The organism is Xanthobacter wiegelii (assembly GCF_043193855.2).
Classification (GTDB): domain Bacteria; phylum Pseudomonadota; class Alphaproteobacteria; order Rhizobiales; family Xanthobacteraceae; genus Xanthobacter; species Xanthobacter flavus_A.
The window spans coordinates 2,559,892-2,578,039 of sequence record NZ_CM195529.1 but is presented as its reverse complement, the minus strand read 5'-3'; the positions used below and the strand labels follow the sequence as shown (position 1 = coordinate 2,578,039).

Here is an 18,148-nt window from a genome sequence, read left to right as displayed (position 1 = left end):
CCCCACCTTCTTCTTTCTTCTTGAGAGAGGTGGGACAGGTGGGACGCAGAGGAGACGGCGGCGCGGATGATCCGGCGAGAGAACGGGGCTGTTGACGGCAACCCCACGCATCGCCACTCCCCGCGCTGCCCCGGACCGCCGCCCCGGCATGGCGGTGACCCTGGACCTGACACTGAATGGGCCGAGGGTGGCGCGATGAGCACGAGATGGGTTTCCGTTTGCACGTTCGAGGGGCGCGAGTTCGATGCGGAGTTCGAGCTGTCGCGCGCCGGCTTCCGGGTGTTCGCCCCGTGGGAAATGGACGATGAGGAGGTGTTCCGGAATGGCCGCATGCGGCGCCGGTCCAAGAAGGTGGCCCGGTTCCCCGGCTACATCTTCGTCGAGCTGCTGGATGGTCATTCGCTCTACCGGCTCCAGCGCACCGGAGACGTGATATCCGTGGCGCGTCGGCAAGACGGCGCGGTGCTGCCCATCTCGGACAAGGTGATGGGCCTGCTGCGCGAGGCCTGCACCCTTGACGGCTATTGGCTGCCTGAGGCGGCCGAGGTGACCGAGAAGCGGCAGGCTTCGGGAGGGTTCCTCGTGGGTGAGGTCGTGATGATTAACGAGGGTCCGTTCAACGGCTTTCCCGGTATCGTGGAGAGGATTGACGCAGGCCGGCAAATCATGGTTGTGTCGATTTCTATATTCGGTCGCTCCACCTCTGTGGAGTGCTCCACATCCTCGGCCTCCCACACCAAGGCCATGGCAGGATAGCGGAGCGGATCGGCGGAAGGGGCAGGACGGCCTCCCGGGGTACATCACCTCCGCCGCGTACGGTCGACGAACCGGAGTGACTGCACCTGCAGTCACCCGGAGTGCGCTAGCTTGGAGCGCCTTCCTGACACATCGCCCTCGGCTGTTCCGGCCCGGTCATATCCGGGAGCGGGCGGAGCTCAATCGCGAATATGACCGGCATCGGGGTTCGGCGCGCGAACGCGGCTACACCTCGGCGTGGGACAAGGCGGCCAAGGCGCATCTGCAGCGGCATCCGCTGTGCGTCTACTGTCAGCTGGTGGACAGGCTGACCCCCGCCACCTGCGTTGATCACCTGTATCCGCAGCGCCAGTTCGCCGAGACGTTCTGGCGGTCCGAATGGTGGTGCTCGTCGTGCAAGGAGTGCCACGACGGCTTCAAGCAGACGATCGAGCGCAAGGGCCGCGCCGCCCTCGACGCCCTCGCCCAGCGCCTCGGCCTGCCCCTGCTGGGCTGACAGTGCTGGGCACCCTTGTACCGTACAAGGGCATTTTCATGCTGCTTCGTGTGGCAGGGGGGGGTGGGTCAAAACTCTGGCCCCTTCGAACCCCGGACCGGCGGGTCAAGACACTCTTTTCCGGCGCGGAATTGGGGGAAATGTTTTTTTGTCCCAGCCACTTGATGGAGGCGGACCATGACGCGCGGACGACGCGGCACCCCGCCCGACCTGGAGAAGGCGAAGGGGTATCCCAACCGGCGCAAAACGAAGGTCGACAAAGCGATCGAGCGGCAGCACCACCTCGCCGAACTTCTGGCGTCGGCGCCGGGCGATGGTGACGGGGCTCTGTCCCCTCCCCGCTTCATGGATGAGCGCTTTGCCGCTGCGCTGGCGGTGTGGCGTGACTACGTGCCGAAGCTCGCCAAGCTGCACCTGTTCGAAGCCCTGGACCGCTTCACCTTCGCCCTGTTCTGTGTGGCGGTTGGCGAATGGGCCGAGGCCAATGAGGACGTTGCCGCGAACGGCTTCTCGCGCAACGTCAAGACGGTCTCCGGAGACCTGATGCCGAGGGTGAACCCCTCCGTCGACCGGCGCGAGGCTGCGTCGAAGATCATGCTGGAGATGTCCAAGCGGTTTGGCCTCACGCCCCTCGACCGCGCGAACCTGTTTCGCAGCCATGCCGAATTGCCCAATGGGCGGGGCCTGTTCGGCGGCGTCGGCCGACCCGACGCGGACCAGCAACCGGCGCCTGCCCAGCCGGAGGCCTCACCGGCGGATGACGCCATCGGGTTGCTTGGCCGCTTCGACAGTCTGCCGCCGGGGTCACGTACCAACTGATGAGGCTTCATGGACGCTGCCGCCGGCGCAGCGCAGGTATCCGCAGCGGCGTTGCAGGCGGCGGCCGGCGCTCAGCTGTTCCCCGAGCCGGAGTGGCTGCGCCGCGCGGCTGACGATCTCGGGTATGAATGGGCGCGCCTCGCCTGGCGCCGGGCAGCGGCTGTACCTGGTGCGTGGTTCGATTCCGCCAAGGCCGACGCCGCCGTTCGCATCTGGCCGACCGTCTTCCGGCTGACGAGCGACCGATTTGCGGGCAAGCCGTTCGTTCTGATCGACTGGCAGGAGCTGATCGTCCGGCTCCTCGTGGGGTGGAAGGCGCCCGTCGAAGTCTCGGACGAAGACACGGGGGCCGTCCGTTTCGAGCATGTCAGGCTGTTCCGGCGGCTCATGCTGTGGGTGCCGCGAAAGAACGGCAAGAGCGAGTTCCTGGCGGCCCTGGCGCTGCTCTTCTACGCGGTCGATGGCGTGTTCGGGGGTGAAGGCTACGTCTTCGCCCGCGACGAGAAGCAGGCCCGCATTGCCTTCAACAAGATGAAGGTGATGGCGTCGCTCTCGCCCCACCTGCAGAAGCCGATCAAGGCTTACAAGTCCTCGCTTTGGGTACAGCAGACGCAATCGAAGTTCGAGCTGCTGACCGGCAAGGCCGAAGGCAAGCATGGCATGGCGCCCTCCGTCATCCTCGGCGACGAGATGCACGAATGGCGCTCCGACGACATGATGACTTTCCTGCGGCAGGGCACGGGAACGCGGCTCCAGCCGATCGAGCTTTACGCCTCGACGGCTGGCCTGAAGTCCAACGCCACGGGCTGGGCGCTGTGGGAAGAAAGCCTCGCCATCCTCGACGGGCGGATCGAAGATCCGTCCACGCTGGTGGTGGTGTTCGCGGCCGATGCGGATGCGGACTGGCAGGACGAGGAGGTATGGCGGAAGCCGAATCCGTCACTCGGGCGCTCGCCCACCATCGCGTTCCTGCGCCGCGAGGCGCAACTTGCGAAGGACAATCCGAGGGCCGAGGCCAATTTCCGGCGCTACCACCTCAATCAGTGGGTGGAGGCCACGGTACGCTGGCTGAACCTCAAGAAGTGGGATGCCTGCGCCAGCGACCCGCAAGCCTGGCGGCGCTACGCCGAGCCGGATTGTAACATGCTCCGCGGGCGTCGCGCATTCGGCGCCATCGACGTGTCGTCGACGCAGGACGTGACCTGCCTCCTCTGGCTGTTCCCGCCGTGCGAGGACGATCAGGCGTGGCGGATGGCCTGCCGCTTCTGGGTGCCGGAAGCAACCGTTGCCGCCCGGGTGAAGAATGATCGCGTCCCCTACGACCGGTGGGTCGCATCGGGCGCGCTCTCCACCACGCCGGGCGACTATGTGGACCAGTCGTTCGTCATGAAGGCCCTGCAGGAAGGTCTGGGGCTTTATGACGTTGCCGGCATTGGCTTCGACCCGTGGAACGCCCGCAAGCTCTACACCGACATGGTGGCCGAGGGCATGGACCCTGCCCTCATGGTGGAGATGCGGCAGGGCATCCGCACCCTCGGCGAGGCCAGCCGGCACTTCGAGCGCATGGTCTACGCCGGCCAACTCGATCACGGCGGCCACCCGGTGCTGCGCTGGATGGCCGGGAATGCGCAGGTCCGGTTCGACGAAAACATGAACTTCATGCCGGCCAAGAAGTCATCCGCCGAAAAAATCGACGGCATCGTTGCCGGCGTGATGGCGGCCGGGCTCACGATCACGGGGGAGGACGCGGTGAACATCGACGACTTCCTCAAGAATGGGATCATGGCCTGATGGCTGGCTGGCGCCTTTCCGACCTGCTGTCGCTCTGGCCCGCCGTGAAGGTGCGCGACCCGGAGAACGCCCGGCAGGCGCAACAGGGCATCTGGTCCGGCCGGGCGGTCGGCGCGCAGGGCGCGATGCAGATGGCGGCGTGGTGGGCGTGCGTGCGTCTGATTTCCGAGACCGTAGCGACCCTCCCTCTGGGGGTATTCGAACGGATGGACGGGGGCGGAGCGCAAAAGGCGGCAACCCACCCGCTCTATGCGCTTCTCCATGACAGCCCGAACGCTGATCAGACCGCCGTCGAATTCTGGGAAGGCGTGCTCCTCGCGCTTTGCACCTATGGCAACGCCTATGCGCGCATCGAGCGGATCGGGGAGCGGATTGTCGCCCTCACGCTGCTGCCGTCTGCTCCGGGCCTGATGACGGTCACGCGCGATCGCAATAATGCGCTGCGGTATCGCTACACATTCCGGGGCGTATCCGAGGACCGGGGGGAAGCGGACATATTCCATGTGCGCGGGTTCGGGGATGGCGGCGATCTTGGCCTGTCTCCGGTCTCCTATGCGCGCCAGACGCTCGGCCTCGCCGAGGCCATTGCAGCAAGCGCGGGCGCGACCTTCAAGAATGGTATGAAGGCCTCGGTTTTCTTCACAGCGCCGCCCGGCGTCAAGATGGGTCCGGACCAGCGAGCGGACTTCCGCAAGACCTTCATCGATCCTTATGTGGGCGCGGAGGCGACAGCGTCGGCCGGCCTCCTCGAGCATGGTTTTGACGTAAAGACGGTGAGTCTTCCGCCGAAGGATGCCGAGATGCTCCTCAGCTGGAAATTCAGCGTCGAGGAAATCTGCCGCTGGCTGCGCGTTCCCCCGGTGCTGATCGGACACTCGGCCGATGGGCAGACCATGTGGGGCTCCGGCGTCGAGCAGATCATGTTGGGATGGCTCACGCTGGGGCTGCGGCCGTACCTCACCCGAATCGAGCAGGCCATCAAGAAGCGGCTGATCGCGCCTGGCGAGCGGACGCGCTTCTATGCGGAATTCAATGTCGAGGGCCTGCTGCGTGCCGACAGCGCGGGCCGCGCCAGCATGCTCGGCGCGCTCGGCCAGAACGGCTACCTCACCCGAAACGAAGGGCGCGCGATGGACAACCGCCCGCCCCTGCCGGGCGGCGACGTGCTCACGGTGCAGTCCAACCTCGTGCCTCTCGATCAGCTGGGGAAGTCTCCGCCCCGCGCAGTCCAGCCGGCCCCCGGCGAGCCCGTCTAGGAACTCCCCATGAAGACCAAGGAATTTGCGCTCAGCATCAAGGATGTCTCGGCCGAAGGCGTGGTCGAGGGCTACGGCAGCACGTTCGGCGGGGCGCCGGACAGCTATGGCGACATTGTGTTGCCCGGGGCCTTCGCCGAAAGCCTGGCCAAGCACCAGAAGGACGGCACGATGCCGCTCATGCTGTTCGGCCACAAAGCCGACGAGGTGCCGATCGGCACCTGGGATGAAATGAGCGAGGACCGCAAGGGGCTTTGGGTCAAGGGCACCATCTCGCTCGATGATCCGCTCGGCGCGCGCGTGCATACCGCGCTCAAGCGCCGGGCCATGCGGGGCATGTCCATCGGCTATGAAGTGATGCCCGGCGGTGCCGAGCCCGATCCGAAGCGGGCGGGCGTCACAATGCTGAAGGCGCTGGGGCTGTGGGAGGTTTCACTTGTGAACTTCCCCGCCAACCGCCGCGCCACCGTCACCTCCGTCAAGTCGGAGCGCATGGAAGAGTTCGCCCGGCGCCTGCGCGACGGTGAGCCCATGCCCGTGAAGGAATTCGAGGACATCCTGCGCGAGGCAGGCGTCCCCAAGTCCATGGCCGTGCAGATCGCCTCTGTCGGCTATGCGAAGGCCATTCGGAGCGAGTCCGAGGGCGAGAAGGCGAAAGACGACGCTTTGCGTGCACTCAAGGAGGCCGCGGCGTCCTTCCTCCCCCGCACCTGACGGAGCGACAGATGTCCGACGAAAACGAACTCAAGACCCTCGCGGCCGACCTCAAGAAGGCGGCCGACGAGGTGAAAAAGACCGCCGAGACCACGCAGGCCGAGATGAAGAACCTCGGCAAGGTGACGGAAGACACCAAGAAGGCGGCCGACGAGGCGCTCATCAAGCACAACGAGCTGTCTGCCCGGCTCGGCGAGATCGAACAGAAGCTCGCGCGTGGCCAGGGCGAGCCGGAGAAGCGGAAGTCTGTCGGGCAGTCCGTTGCCGAGCACGAAGATCTGAAGGCGTTCGTGAAGTCGGGCGGCAAGGGGCGCGTGAGCATCCCGGTCAAGGCCATCATCTCGGCTCTCACGACCGATGCGGACGGCTCCGCCGGCGATCTCATCGTGCCGCAGCGCCAGCCCGGCATTCTTGGCCTGCCCCAGCGCCGCATGACCATCCGCGATCTGCTTACGCCCGGCCGGACGGCGTCGAATGCCATCCAGTACGTCAAGGAGACGGGCTTTACCAATTCCGCCGCCACCGTCTCGGAAACCGCAGGCTCGGCGAAGCCGCAGTCCGAGATCAAGTTCGATATCGTGACCACGGCGGTCACCACCATCGCCCACTGGGTTCTGGCCACCAAGCAGATCCTCGACGATGTGCCGCAGCTGCAGAGCTACATCGATGGGCGGCTTCGCTACGGCCTGATGTATGTCGAGGAGAACCAGCTCCTCAACGGCGGCGGCACCGGAACGGACCTGAACGGCATCTACACGCAGGCGACCGCCTACGCGGCGCCCATCGTGCCGTCTGCCGCGGGCAACCTCACCAAGATCGACATCATCCGGCTCGCCATCCTGCAGGCGTTCCTCGCCGAGTACCCGTCGAACGGCATCGTCATGCATCCGTCCGACTGGGCCGACATCGAGCTCACCAAGACCGATGAAGGCGCCTATCTGTTCGCCAATCCGCAGGGTGGCGTCGAGCCGCGCCTCTGGCGCCTGCCTGTGGTGGAGACGCAGGCCATGACCCTGGACAAGTTCCTGGTGGGCGCCTTCCAGCTCGGCGCGCAGATCTTCGACCGCGAGGACGCCAACGTCGAGATCTCGACCGAGGACAGCGACAACTTCCGGAAGAACCTCGTGACCATCCGCGCCGAGGAGCGCCTCGCCCTTGCCGTCTATCGGCCGGAGGCCTTCGTCAAGGGCGACTTCAGCGACGCCCTGGCGGCCACCTGAGCGGGGCACTGACACCGGCGGCGGCGTTTCTTCGCCGCCGCCACAACCTTCGGAGGACAAGCCATGAAGTTGCGGGCAACCGACCAGATCAGCATCAGCGCGGTGAAGGCGGACAGCCTGCGGCCGGGCGAGGAATTCGAAGTCAGCGAAGCGCTGGGCAGTGAGCTCCTGAACCGGCACCCGGCCCGCTTCGTGCGGCTGCATGCCGAGGAAAAGGCCGCGCCTTCCCCTCTGAACAAGGCCGAGCCGGCTCCGGCGAACAAGACCACCCGAAAGCGGTCCGCCAAGTAGGGCTGCGCAACAGGCGCTCCGGCGCCGAGCAAAGGAGATCGTCATGCGTCGCTACAAAGTCGCCATCACCACGGCAGCGGACGGCAGCGCTGTTGCCTATACCCCGCGACTGTCCGGCAAGGTCCATCAGATCGAGTATGTGAAGGACGGTTCGAACGCCTTCGCCAATGGCGTCGATTTCACCATCACGGGCGAGGCGACCGGCGTCAATCTCTGGACGGAAAGCGACGTGAACGCTTCCGCCGTCCGGGCGCCGCGCCAGCCGACGCATTCGCAGGCCGGCGTCGCGTCCCTATTCGCCTCCGGCGGCACCGCCGTGCAGGACAAGGTCGGCCTCGCCAGCGATCGGGTGAAGATCTCCATCGCGCAGGGCGGAAACGCCAAGGCCGGCGCCTTTCACGTTCTGATGGACGACTGAGGCCACATGATTCCTTCCACCCGCGTCGTCAGCGTCGTCGAGCCCCCCACCGACACCTTGGTCTCTCTTTCCGAAGCCAAGGCACATGTGCGGGCGCAGGATTTCGCTGACGACGATCTTTATCTCAGCGGCCTTCTGGTTGCGGCGGAAGCGCATCTCAGCGCCCCCGGTCAATGGTTTGGGCGCTCATTGGCCCGGCGGACCCTTGAGCTGTCCGTCGCGTGCCCGGCCGGCCCGGAAGTGCTCCCCGAGCCGCCTTTCCATGAGATCGTGGAAATCACCTTCGACGATGTCGCAGGAGTATCCCAGACCTTGCCGCTTGCGGATGTGCGGAAAATGCCATGGGTCGGGGATACCGTAGCCGTGTTCCCATTATCCGGGCGGTGGCCGGACATCGGTCCGTTTGGCCGGCTACGGGTGCGGTACACGGCGGGTTACCTTGCCGAAGACGAGCGTGCGGCCCCCATTCGCCAAGCTGTTCTGCTGATGGTGGCGCACTGGTACGCCAACCGCGAAATGCTGGTCGACGGAAGGTCGGCCCCCACCCCCATGGGGGTAGAGGCCCTTTTGAACCCCCTCCGCATCTGGGGCGTTTGATGCCGTGGGTGCGGTTTCTCGCGCCGTTTCCCTGGAGCCCGCCGGAGCGCGGCGGGCGTGTCACCATCCAGTTTCCCGCGGGCGCCGTGCTGCTGGTGCGGCGCCGCTGCGCCGATGACGCCATCGCGGCGGGTGCCGCAATCCTTGTCCCGAAACCTGAGGATCACCGCCGATGACCATCACCGCCGACATCTATGGGGGCATCAAGGGGCGTGAGCATGTGGTGGACGGCCCGACCGGCCGCGTCGTCACGCACGAGGTGGGGCTCAACACCGCCTTCGTCGATGGCCTCACGGACTTCAAGGCCGACCGCATCTGGTCCGATGAGCGCACCCTCTCCGCGAGCGCGTCGGACAGCCTCGATCTCGCCGGCGGCCTCACGGATTCGGCCGGCGCGGCGATCACCTTCGCCAAGGTCCGCGCCATCGTCGTCAAGGCCGCCCTGGCCAATGGCGCCGATATCGTGGTGGGCGGCGCGGCCTCCAACACCTTCACCGGGCCGTTCGGCGGCGCCACGCATACCGTGGCCGTCAAGCCCGGCGGAACCCTCGTGCTGTGCGCGCCCAAGACGGGGTGGCCGGTGACGGCCACGACCGGGGACATTCTCAAGATCCTGAACGGCTCCGGCTCGGCGTCCGCCACCTATCAGATCGCCATCCTCGGCAACTCGGCCTGATCGGCCTCGCCATGCCGTCCGCCGGTGCCATGACCCGCCGCCTCCGCTTCGAAAGCCCCGCCCCGGCGAGCAACGCGCTCAACGAAGTGGAGGATGGCTGGCGGGAAGAGTTCACGGTGTCCGCCGAGGTGTTCTCCCGCATGGGCTCGGAAACGGTGCTGGCGGCGCGCCTGACGGGCCTCCAGCCGGTGGAGATCACCGTGCGGCGGTCCACCTCCACCCGGCGCATCACTGCCGCGTGGCGCGCCGTGGATGTGCATAGCGGCGAGGTGTTCGCCCTCACCAGCCCGGCGGCGGACCCGGACGGCTCCCGCGCCTGGCTGAAGATGATGGGCACCGCCGGGGTTGCGGCCTGATGGCCATCAAGGGGCTCGCCAGCCTGCGGCGCAAGCTGAGGGCCATCCCGGACGCCGCCCGGGAGGAAATCCGCAGGGCCATGGAAGAGGCGGCGCAGGAGGTGGTGAACCTCGCGCGCCATCTGGCCCCGGTGGATGCCGGCGACCTGCGCGACAGCATCGGCTGGACGTGGGGCGACCCTCCCCGGGGCGCCATCGTGCTGGCCAAGTCCCGCCCCCGCAAGGGCGCCAAGGATATGCGCCTCACCATCTATGCGGGCAACGACAAGGCCTTTTATGCGCGCTGGGTGGAGTTCGGAACGGCGGCGCACCCGAACAAGGGCAAGTTCACCGGCACGCGGCATCCTGGCACGCGGGCGCAACCCTTTTTCTTTCCGGCCTACCGGGCCGAGCGAAAGAAGATGAAGTCCAAGGTGTCGCGCGCCATCACCAAGGCGGCGAAAAAGGTGGCGGCCTCATGAGCGACCCCTACGTTCCGCTGGTCTCCGCCGTGGTGGCGGCGCTGTTGGCCGACACGACGCTGGCGGGCCTTGTGGATGGCCGCGTCTATGGCGCGCTGCCCACGGGCGATGCGCCCACCATGCCGTATGTGAACATCGCCGCCTATCAGTCCCTCGACGCCGGGACGGGCTGCACGGACGAAACCGAGGCGTTCCTCGACATCGACGTGTGGACGCGCGAGGGCGGCCGCCAGCGGGCGGGGCTCATCCACGCCGCCATCCGCTCGGCCCTGCACCTCGCCGCCCTCGATCTCGGTGTCAGTCAGGTGCTGGTGGAAATCACCTATCGCGACGGCCGCATCTTCGCGGACCCGGACGGGCGCACCACCCACGGGGTTCTCACCTTCCGGGCGCTCACGGAAACGCCCTGAGCCGGCGCCGCCGGCCCGGACCTTCAACCTTGGCGAAAATGGAGCATTTACGATGACGCAGGGCATTTCCGCCTCGGGGCGCAAGATGCTGGTGAAGCTGGGCGATGGCGCCAGCCCGGAGGTTTTCGCGGCGCCCTGCGCCATGACCTCGCGCGGGCTCAACCGCACCAAGGAGGTGAACGCCTCCACCAGCCCGGATTGCGACGACCTCGACGCCGTGCCGTGGACCGAACAGGAGGTGCTGTCCCGCTCGTGGGCGGTCTCCGGCTCCGGCAAGATCCTGAAGGCGCATGTCGCCATCTGGGATGACTTCTTCGACCTTGACACGGCGAAGAATCTGCAGGTGGACATCACCTTCTCGGATGCGACCGTGCGGCGCTACAGCGGCGCCGCCCACCTCACCGAATTCAACATCACCGGCGAGGACGGCGACAAGGTGACCTATGATGTCACCCTCACCGGCGATGGCCCCCTCACGGCGGCGACCGTCTGATGGCGGCCTTCGACGCCCGCGTCGTCCTGCCGTTCGGAGATGGCGACCAGACATTCCGCCTGGCGCTGGCGCAACTCCTCGAGCTGCAGGAGAAGACGAACGCCGGCCCCATGGATCTGTTCATGCGGCTGCGCGGCACCAGCTGGCGGGTGGAGGATATCCACGAGACGCTGCGGCTCGGCCTGATCGGCGGCGGCATGTCGGCACCCGACGCGCTCCGCCTCGTGCAGCGCTATGCCTATCCGGCCCGCCCGCTGCTGGAATGCGTGCCGATCGCCGCCATGGTGGTGGGCGCGACGCTGTCCCCGCCGGAGGGGGAAAGCGTGGGGCGCCAGCCGGGAAAAGAGGAGGCGGAAGCGGAGACGGGCGTCTCTCCGCCTCCGCCGTCTACGGAGCCGGCGCCATCCTCGGGCTCGGCCCCGATGTCATCGGAAGCATGAGCCTGTTTCAGTTCGGCGCCTATGTGGATGGTTGGCAGCGCGCGCACGGCGCGGACGCGCCGGCGGCGCCCACGGATGCCGAATATGAGGCGATGGTCGCGGCGAGCGATGCGCTGGATGCGCAGGCTGCGGCGCGGGTGGCGGCGAGGTGACGAATGGCGACCGAGCTTGAGCGCCTGACGGTTCAGCTGGAAGCGCAGACCGCGAAGTTCGAGAAGGCCCTCGCGCGCGCCGAGGGCCGCTCTGCCGCCACGGCCAAGAAAGTCGAGCGCACCTTTGCCCAGATGCAGGGCAATATCGGGCGTTCATTTTCGGGCGTGGGCGGGCAAGCCCTGGGCGTCCTCGGCGTCGGCCTCGGCGTGCGCGAGGTGATCCAGTATGCCGATGCATGGACCAAGGCGACCAACTCGCTAAAGGTGGCGGGCCTCTCCGGCGCGGCGGTGAAGGATATCCTTGACGCGCTTTATGGCGCCGCGCAGCGGCAGGGCGTGCCGCTGGAGGCATTGACGACCCTCTATGGCCGCGCGGCGCAGGCGCAGAAGGAATTGGGCGCCAGCAGTTCCGAGCTGATCCAGTTCTCGGAAGACGTGGCCATGGCCCTGCGTGTCGCCGGCACCTCGCCGGATGAGGCGACGGGCGCGCTCCTCCAGCTGTCCCAGCTGCTGGGCTCCGCCCGCGTGCAGGCTGAGGAGTTCAACTCCATCAACGAAGGCGCCCGGCCCATCCTGCAGGCCGTGGCGGCCGGCATCGAGGAGGCAGGCGGCAGCGTCTCCAGGCTGAAGCAGCTGGTGAATGACGGCGAGATTTCTAACGTCGCATTCTTCAAGGGCTTTCAGGCCGGGGTGCAGACCATCCGCGATGCGGCGGCCAATGCCGAACCGACCATCTCGCAGGCCTTCACGCGGGTGCAGAACGCGGTCACGCGGCTGATTGGCGAGATCGACGCCGCCAACGGCTTTTCGAAGTCGTTTGTGGCCGAGCTTTCATCCATGGCGGATGGCTTCAAGGAGCTTCAGCCGGCGATCCAGTTCGTGATTGACGCCCTCAAGATGCTGGCCGACCTGCAGGACTATGTGAACAAGAATGGGCTCAATCTTGGCACCAAGTTCAATCAGGCCATTTTCGGGGCCAACACTGTTTCCGATTTTATAAACGGGGCTCCATCTGGCCGCATTCTTGTGCCCATCGGCCCCGCCGCGCCTTTTGGGTCTGGCGGAATCGGCAGTGATCCGGATCGCAATCTTGCGCCCCCCACCAAGCCCATCAAGGCGGCGGACTATCCCGTCGCCGGCGGCGCGTCAAAGAAAGGTGGGTCTGGCTCCAGCGATTACGCGCGCGAGACGCAGCAAATTCGGGACCGCACGGCAGCCTTGGAACTTGAAGCATCGACCGTGGGAAGGTCGACCTTCGAGGTAGAGAAGGCCCGCGTTGCTCAAGAGCTTCTCAACGCTGCAAAGGCGGACGGCAAGGCCATCACGCCGGAACTGACGGCGCAAATCAACGCCGAGGCCGAGGCCTATGCCCGCGCCGCCGAGAAAGTGGACAAGGCGCGGGAATCCTATCGCATGGTGGAGGATGTGCAGGACGGCCTCGCCTCCTCGCTGTCCGCCGGCATCTCCGCCATGCGCAAGAGCGGTGACGCCATCGATGCCGTGACGGACTCGCTCGGGCGGATGCTCGATCAGCTTCTCGACATGATTTCCAAGCAGTTGTTCAAGCAGCTTTTCGAGGGCTTTGGCATCACCGGCTTCGGTTTCTCCGCGGGCGGCAGCGTCGGCGGTGGCGCGGTGAAGGCAGCCACGGGTGGCCGAGTTGTCGGTCCCGGAACTGGAACCTCAGATAGCATCCCCGCTTGGGTGTCCAATGACGAGTTCATCGTTCGCGCTGCCCCAGCGCGCCGCTATCGCAAGTTGTTGGAGGCCATCAACTCCGGAGGCTTGCATGTCCCGCATTTCGCCACGGGTGGCGCCGTGGGCGGGCTCCCGGCCCGCGCCGGTGGCTTTGGTGGCGGCACATCCGTGCAGGTGGTGAACAACACTGGCGTGGAAGCCGGCGCGCGGGCGGAGACGACGCGCGGCCCCAATGGGCAGGCCGTCCTGCGCATCTTTCTCGACGCCGCGCGCAAGGATTTCGCCTCGGGCGGCTATGACACCCCGGCGCGCGGGCGCTACTCGCTGATGCCGGCGCCGGTACGGAAGGGCTGACATGGTGGATTGGCCTTCGACCCTCCCCTGCCAGCCGGAACAGGGCACATGGCAGGAGGCGCCCAGCCCAAGCCTCGCGTCCTTCGCTCCGGAGGCGGGGCCGACCATCGACCGGCGGCGCGGCACGGTGTTCACCATGGCCAGCGGCGGCACCTTCCTGTTCACCAAGGCGGAATATCTGGTGTTCCTGGCCTGGTATCGCGACGACCTGAAGGCCGGCGCCATGCCCTTCAATTTCGACCACCCCCTCACCGGCGTGCCCGCCCGCTGGAAGTTCGATCCGAAGCCTGGATGGGCGCTCGCGGGGGTCACCAACCGCAAGGTGCGCGTGGCCATGCAGTTGCGGCAGCTGCCCTGATGCGCCGCGTCATCCCCTCGTCGCTGCGGCGCGTGCTCGATCTGCAGGAGAGTGGCGAGGCCATCATCGGCTTTCTCACCATCTCCCATGCGTCGCTGGCGACCTCGATCCGGGTCGCTGCCGATGGTGTCGACTACCTGTGGCTTGGCGAGACGTGGATCGGCTTCCCGTTCAAGTTCGCCCTGCTGTCCGATGGGGAGGGCGCGCCACGCACGCAGATCGAGGTGCAGAACGTCGACCGCAAGATCGGCGACGCGTTGCGTGCCATCACGTCCCCGGCGCGGGTGCAGATCGATATCCTCGCCGCGAGCGAGTTCGATCAAGGCGCCGACCCGCGCACGCCGCTCGGCACGCCGCTGGTGGCCTATTCGGCCAAGCACCTGTTTCTCGTCAATGTCTCGGTGAACCCCCTCGCCGTCACCGGCGACCTCGTAAGCTGGGACTACACCCAAGACACATGGCCCGGTCGGCGCGCGACGCAGGAACGGTGCCCGGCCCTGTATCGGTAGATGGCATGACATCGCAGGACTTGCGCCTCCCGGCTCCGGCCGGGTGGGCGACCCCCTATGTCGGCATCCCCTTTCTCGACGGCGGGCGAGACCGCACCGGCTGTGATTGCTGGGGCCTCGTGCGCCTGGTGTTCGCCGAGGTGCTGGGGATCGATCTGCCCACCTACGGGGAGATTTCGGCGGGAGACCTCGCGCGGGTGACCCGCACCATTCGGGATCACAGCGCCCTCGCGCCCTGGCTCCCCGTCGCCGGCGATGCCCGCCCCTTTGACGTGCTGGTGATGGCCGGGCGGCCCCAGCATGTGGGCGTGATGGTGGACGCCCGGCATGTCCTGCACGTGGAAGCCGCGACCGCGGCCGTCATCGTTCCCGCCGCCCGCTCGCCACAGGTGCGATGGCGGCGGCTGTCCCTTCATCGACACGAGGCCCTTGCGAGGGAGGTTCCCGCGTGAAGCATGTTCTCCCTCCCGAGGGTGCGCCCGTCTATTCGGTGGCTTATGGCGGCCCGTTCATGGGCGTGCATGGGCGATTCTATGCCGAGCACGGGCCGACCATCGGCGAGCTTGTGGCGGCGACGCCCGACCTGCCGCCGGGCTTCGAGCGCTATGGCGAGGTGCGCATCAGCGGCAACCTCGTGCCGCGCGAATTGTGGTGCTGGGTGCGGCCGAAGCCCTCCGCCTCCGGCCTGCCCACCTATGTCACGCTGCACATGGCGCCGCGCGGCGGAGGCGGCAGCGGCGGCGGGGACAGCGGCAAAGCCATCATCGGGATCGTGGCGGCGTTGGCCCTCACGCTGGCGACGGCGGGCATTGCCGGCGGCTTTCTGGCGGGCGCGACCGGCTCGGCCCTCACGGGCGGACTCTTCGCTTCCGGCGGCGCGCTGTCGTTTCTCGGCACCGGCATCGGCGCCAAGGCGCTGGCGCTGGGCGTGGGCCTTGCCGGCGCGCTGGCGCTGGGCGCGCTCACGGCGGCGCCCACGGACACCGCCCGCACCCGCAAGGCGGACAATCGCGGGGCGGCCTCCGCCTCGGGAAACATCATCGGCCCCGGCGAGGCGCTGCCGCGCGTGATAGGCACCTATCGCGTGTTCCCGGCGCTGGTGAATGATGCCTATTACGAGCTTGTCGATCAGGACGAATATGTGACCGTCGTCGGCATGCTCGCCGGGCCGCACAAGCTCGAGCAGATTCGCATCGGAGACGCGGGGATCGAGGACGCGGACGATGTGGAATACGAGGTGCGCGAGGGGTGGGGCAGCGACACCGCCCTGACGCTCATCACGAAACAGAGCCGCATCACCGGCTCGTCTGTCGAATTGAGCCCCCATGTGCTCAACCCGGACAGCCAGAAGCGCCTGAAGCATCAGGACAACCCGGCGCAGGACGTGCCGTCCTGGCAGATGGTGGCGACGCGGCGCAATCCCGACCGCGCCCGCATTCGCCTCGATTTCCCGCAAGGGGTGGGCTCCTCGGCGTCGGACACCGAAAACGCCTATGTGATGATGGCGTTGCGGGTGGAAATCCGCCCGCGCGGCGCCACGGCCTGGACCGTGCTTCCGGAACTCTGGTATTCCTCGCGCCGCACGGACCCGAAGAAAGGCGAGATCGTCCTCGACTGGACAGCCGAACCGGGGACCGTGCCGAACCCGCCCGCGAACAAGGGTTTCGTCTACGCCTTCCGCTCGGTGCCGGTGCAGTCCGGGGCTTCTCCGGCCGGCATCGGCGGGCTCACCGCGCACAGCTATTTTTCCGATCCGACCAAGACGGTCAACGTGCTGGAAGATGGCAACACGGCCACGACCGGCGTGCTGCACACCCATCTCACCAGCGACAGCGCCACTTTCTATCTCGACCCCGATCTCTTCCCGAAGGCCACCTATGAGGTGCGCATCCGCAGGAGCGCTCTGGTTCTCAAGAGCGGGCTCACGACATCCACCTATGCCCAGCCCCTGACAGGCTGGGTCTACGACTATTTTGGCTATTTCCTGACGGCCGGCGTCTACGTCATCAACAACGACGACGATTGGTTTGGCTCCTGCTACATGCTGCGGTGCCAATCCGAGTGGGATGCCAGCCCGGCGCCCTTGCCCGGCGATGCGAAGATCGTGGTGCGGGCAAAGAACCGGGCGATCGAGAACGTCTCGGTGCTGGCCTCCGGCTATGTTCCTGACATCACCGATCTCGACGCACCGTGGATCACCACCAGCAACCCGGCCCATCATTACCGCTTCGTGCTCGCCGGCACCCTGAACGCCGATCCGCTCCCGGTGGATCTCCTCGACGAGGACAGCCTCGACGACTGGCGGGCGAGCTGCGCGAGCGAGGGCTACCAGTGCAACGCCATCGTGCAGGGCGATGCCGTGATGGACACCCTCGCGATGGCCGCCGCCTGCGGCTATGCGCGCCCCGCGCAAAGCGAAGTGTGGGGCGTCTATGAGGACAAGGATCGCTCGGCGGAGGCCCCGGTGCAGATCTTCTCGGCGCGCAACGCGGCCGGGCTGCGCTGGGAAAAGGCGTTTCCGCGCCTGCCGGATGGGTTCCGCATCACCTATCCCGACAAGGGCGCGGACTATGAGGACCAGCAGCTTGTGGTGATGCGCCCTGGCGCCACCGGAAGCAACCTCGAGGGGGTGACATACAAGGGGCTGGTAAGCGTGCCGGAAGTGACGGCGCGCGGCGCCTTCGACCTGGCGCAGGGCGAGGCCCGATCCACCTTCTATTACTGGACCGCCCCGGCCGAGGCGATCGTCTGTCGCCGGGGCTCGCTGGTGGGGCTCACCCACGACGTGCTCACGCGACAGGCCGGCGCCGCGCGCATCAAGTCCAAGATCGTGTCCGGCGGGAACATCACCGGCCTGGTGCTCGACGCCGGCATCTATGTGACCGCCGAGACCTTCGGCGACATCACGGACATGGGCGAGGTGGAAAGCCTGGCGGATGTGGGGGTGCTCGGCCCGGTCGGCATCGTCATCCGCCGGGCGGACGGCACCTTCTCCACCCATCGCATCACCGAAGGCATGGGCTGGCACGAAACGGTGACGCTGGAGACGCCCATTGCCGACGCCACGGTGACGGTGGTGTCCGGCTTCGACGTGCAGACGGTGCCGGCGATCGGCGCGGGGGATGAGGCCTCGCTGGTTTTCTGGGGGCCGGTGGATGAGGAGACGACCCGCGTCCTCATCTTCAATATCGAGCCCGGCGATGACGATCTGACATTCGCCCTCACCGCCGTCGATGAGGCGCCGGAGCTGGTGCGCACTGCCTCCGGCACGTTCGATGCGCCGGGAAGCGTCACCTATGACCACGAGGGCTCCTTCTATTTCGTGGTGCCGAACTATGAGACCAGCTTGAATGTGACGCTGGTGGGCGGCTCGGCCGGCTCCCACGGGATCACCAACTCCAGCACCTTCCCGGCCGGCACGGCAGGCGGCGACACCATCTTCGACGGGATGGTGGCGGGTGGCTCTCCGGTGCCGGCGAGCCGCACGACGGCGGGGCCTGGCGGATCGACATCCGGCCCCGGCACCGGAACAACTGGAAATGCCGGCGGCGCGCCCACGGGCACCACAGCCTCCGGCGTGGGCGCAAACGCGCTCGGCACGACGGGAACCGGCGGCGCAGCCGTCACGGTCAACGGCAATGGAAACCAAGGCTCTGCGCCCGGCGCGGGGGCTTCGGGCGCGTTCCGGACCATTTCCGGCACGAACTACCTCACGTCCGGCACCGGTTCGGGCGGCAGAAAGGTGCGCACCTACGCGCGCGGCGATCTCGTGCCCGGCACCGTCATGGTGGTGACCGTCGGCGCCCCTGGTGCCCCCGGCGTCGGCAATTCGCAGAACGGCGGCGCGGGCCGGCGCGGCGAAGCATCCTTCAGTTGGAGTTGA

General features: G+C 67.1%; 22 protein-coding genes. All 22 read left to right on the top strand.

Translation table 11 applies throughout. The annotated features are described in order from the left end of the window. Positions 1-195: 195 nt before the first annotated feature. The 22 genes from nusG to V5F63_RS11775 all read left to right on the top strand — a co-directional run bounded on the left by nusG (position 196) and on the right by V5F63_RS11775 (position 18,148). Positions 196-756 carry a transcription termination/antitermination protein NusG gene (nusG, locus tag V5F63_RS11880; RefSeq protein ID WP_394101900.1) on the top strand — a complete coding sequence of 187 codons (561 nt, stop codon included), beginning with the start codon at positions 196-198 and terminating at the stop codon, positions 754-756. Between the two features lie 76 nt (positions 757-832). Next, positions 833-1,252, top strand: coding sequence for a hypothetical protein (locus V5F63_RS11875; RefSeq protein WP_394101899.1), 420 nt, complete (start codon positions 833-835; stop codon positions 1,250-1,252). A gap of 177 nt (positions 1,253-1,429) precedes the next feature. Next, positions 1,430-2,071, top strand: a complete 642-nt coding sequence (locus V5F63_RS11870) for a P27 family phage terminase small subunit (RefSeq protein ID WP_394101898.1) — start codon at positions 1,430-1,432, stop codon at positions 2,069-2,071. 9 nt (positions 2,072-2,080) lie between these two features. Next, the gene (locus V5F63_RS11865; RefSeq protein WP_394101897.1) at positions 2,081-3,862 is read left to right on the top strand and encodes a terminase large subunit; all 1,782 of its coding nucleotides are present in this window, start codon (positions 2,081-2,083) and stop codon (positions 3,860-3,862) included. Between the two features lie 44 nt (positions 3,863-3,906). Next, entirely contained in the window at positions 3,907-5,118 is a 1,212-nt protein-coding gene (locus V5F63_RS11860) for a phage portal protein (protein ID WP_394101896.1), read from the top strand. A gap of 9 nt (positions 5,119-5,127) precedes the next feature. Then, complete coding sequence (locus V5F63_RS11855; protein ID WP_394101895.1) at positions 5,128-5,832, top strand: HK97 family phage prohead protease; 705 nt, start codon at positions 5,128-5,130, stop codon at positions 5,830-5,832. Positions 5,833-5,843: 11 nt separating this feature from the next. Beyond that, complete coding sequence (locus V5F63_RS11850) at positions 5,844-7,052, top strand: phage major capsid protein (RefSeq protein ID WP_394101894.1); 1,209 nt, start codon at positions 5,844-5,846, stop codon at positions 7,050-7,052. A 63-nt stretch (positions 7,053-7,115) separates the two neighbouring features. Further along, entirely contained in the window at positions 7,116-7,343 is a 228-nt protein-coding gene (locus V5F63_RS11845) for a hypothetical protein (RefSeq protein WP_394101893.1), read from the top strand. Between the two features lie 43 nt (positions 7,344-7,386). Next, a complete protein-coding gene (locus tag V5F63_RS11840; protein WP_394101892.1) occupies positions 7,387-7,761 on the top strand; it encodes a hypothetical protein in 375 nt (124 codons plus the stop codon). Positions 7,762-7,767: 6 nt separating this feature from the next. Further along, positions 7,768-8,358 carry a head-tail connector protein gene (locus tag V5F63_RS11835; RefSeq protein WP_394101891.1) on the top strand — a complete coding sequence of 197 codons (591 nt, stop codon included), beginning with the start codon at positions 7,768-7,770 and terminating at the stop codon, positions 8,356-8,358. A 172-nt stretch (positions 8,359-8,530) separates the two neighbouring features. Next, entirely contained in the window at positions 8,531-9,034 is a 504-nt protein-coding gene (locus tag V5F63_RS11830; protein WP_394101890.1) for a hypothetical protein, read from the top strand. A gap of 29 nt (positions 9,035-9,063) precedes the next feature. After that, the gene (locus tag V5F63_RS11825) at positions 9,064-9,390 is read left to right on the top strand and encodes a head-tail adaptor protein (protein WP_394101889.1); all 327 of its coding nucleotides are present in this window, start codon (positions 9,064-9,066) and stop codon (positions 9,388-9,390) included. Then, entirely contained in the window at positions 9,390-9,851 is a 462-nt protein-coding gene (locus V5F63_RS11820) for an HK97-gp10 family putative phage morphogenesis protein (protein WP_394101888.1), read from the top strand. Before V5F63_RS11825 ends, V5F63_RS11820 begins: the two co-directional genes overlap by 1 nt. Continuing rightward, on the top strand, positions 9,848-10,261 hold the full coding sequence (locus V5F63_RS11815) for a DUF3168 domain-containing protein (protein ID WP_394101887.1): 414 nt from the start codon (positions 9,848-9,850) through the stop codon (positions 10,259-10,261). The genes V5F63_RS11820 and V5F63_RS11815 overlap by 4 nt, the downstream gene beginning before the upstream one ends. A gap of 52 nt (positions 10,262-10,313) precedes the next feature. After that, complete coding sequence (locus V5F63_RS11810; RefSeq protein WP_394101886.1) at positions 10,314-10,754, top strand: phage tail tube protein; 441 nt, start codon at positions 10,314-10,316, stop codon at positions 10,752-10,754. After that, positions 10,754-11,194, top strand: coding sequence for a gene transfer agent family protein (locus V5F63_RS11805; protein WP_394101885.1), 441 nt, complete (start codon positions 10,754-10,756; stop codon positions 11,192-11,194). Before V5F63_RS11810 ends, V5F63_RS11805 begins: the two co-directional genes overlap by 1 nt. Further along, complete coding sequence (locus tag V5F63_RS11800) at positions 11,191-11,346, top strand: hypothetical protein (protein ID WP_394101884.1); 156 nt, start codon at positions 11,191-11,193, stop codon at positions 11,344-11,346. Before V5F63_RS11805 ends, V5F63_RS11800 begins: the two co-directional genes overlap by 4 nt. 3 nt (positions 11,347-11,349) lie before the next feature. Beyond that, positions 11,350-13,398 carry a tape measure protein gene (locus tag V5F63_RS11795; RefSeq protein ID WP_394101883.1) on the top strand — a complete coding sequence of 683 codons (2,049 nt, stop codon included), beginning with the start codon at positions 11,350-11,352 and terminating at the stop codon, positions 13,396-13,398. Between the two features lies 1 nt (position 13,399). Then, positions 13,400-13,756 (top strand): hypothetical protein, encoded by a 357-nt coding sequence (locus V5F63_RS11790; RefSeq protein WP_394101882.1) that lies wholly within the window; start codon positions 13,400-13,402, stop codon positions 13,754-13,756. Next, the gene (locus V5F63_RS11785; protein ID WP_394101881.1) at positions 13,756-14,265 is read left to right on the top strand and encodes a DUF1833 family protein; all 510 of its coding nucleotides are present in this window, start codon (positions 13,756-13,758) and stop codon (positions 14,263-14,265) included. Before V5F63_RS11790 ends, V5F63_RS11785 begins: the two co-directional genes overlap by 1 nt. A 5-nt stretch (positions 14,266-14,270) precedes the next feature. Next, entirely contained in the window at positions 14,271-14,717 is a 447-nt protein-coding gene (locus V5F63_RS11780) for an NlpC/P60 family protein (protein ID WP_394101880.1), read from the top strand. Beyond that, entirely contained in the window at positions 14,714-18,148 is a 3,435-nt protein-coding gene (locus V5F63_RS11775; protein WP_394101879.1) for a phage tail protein, read from the top strand. Before V5F63_RS11780 ends, V5F63_RS11775 begins: the two co-directional genes overlap by 4 nt.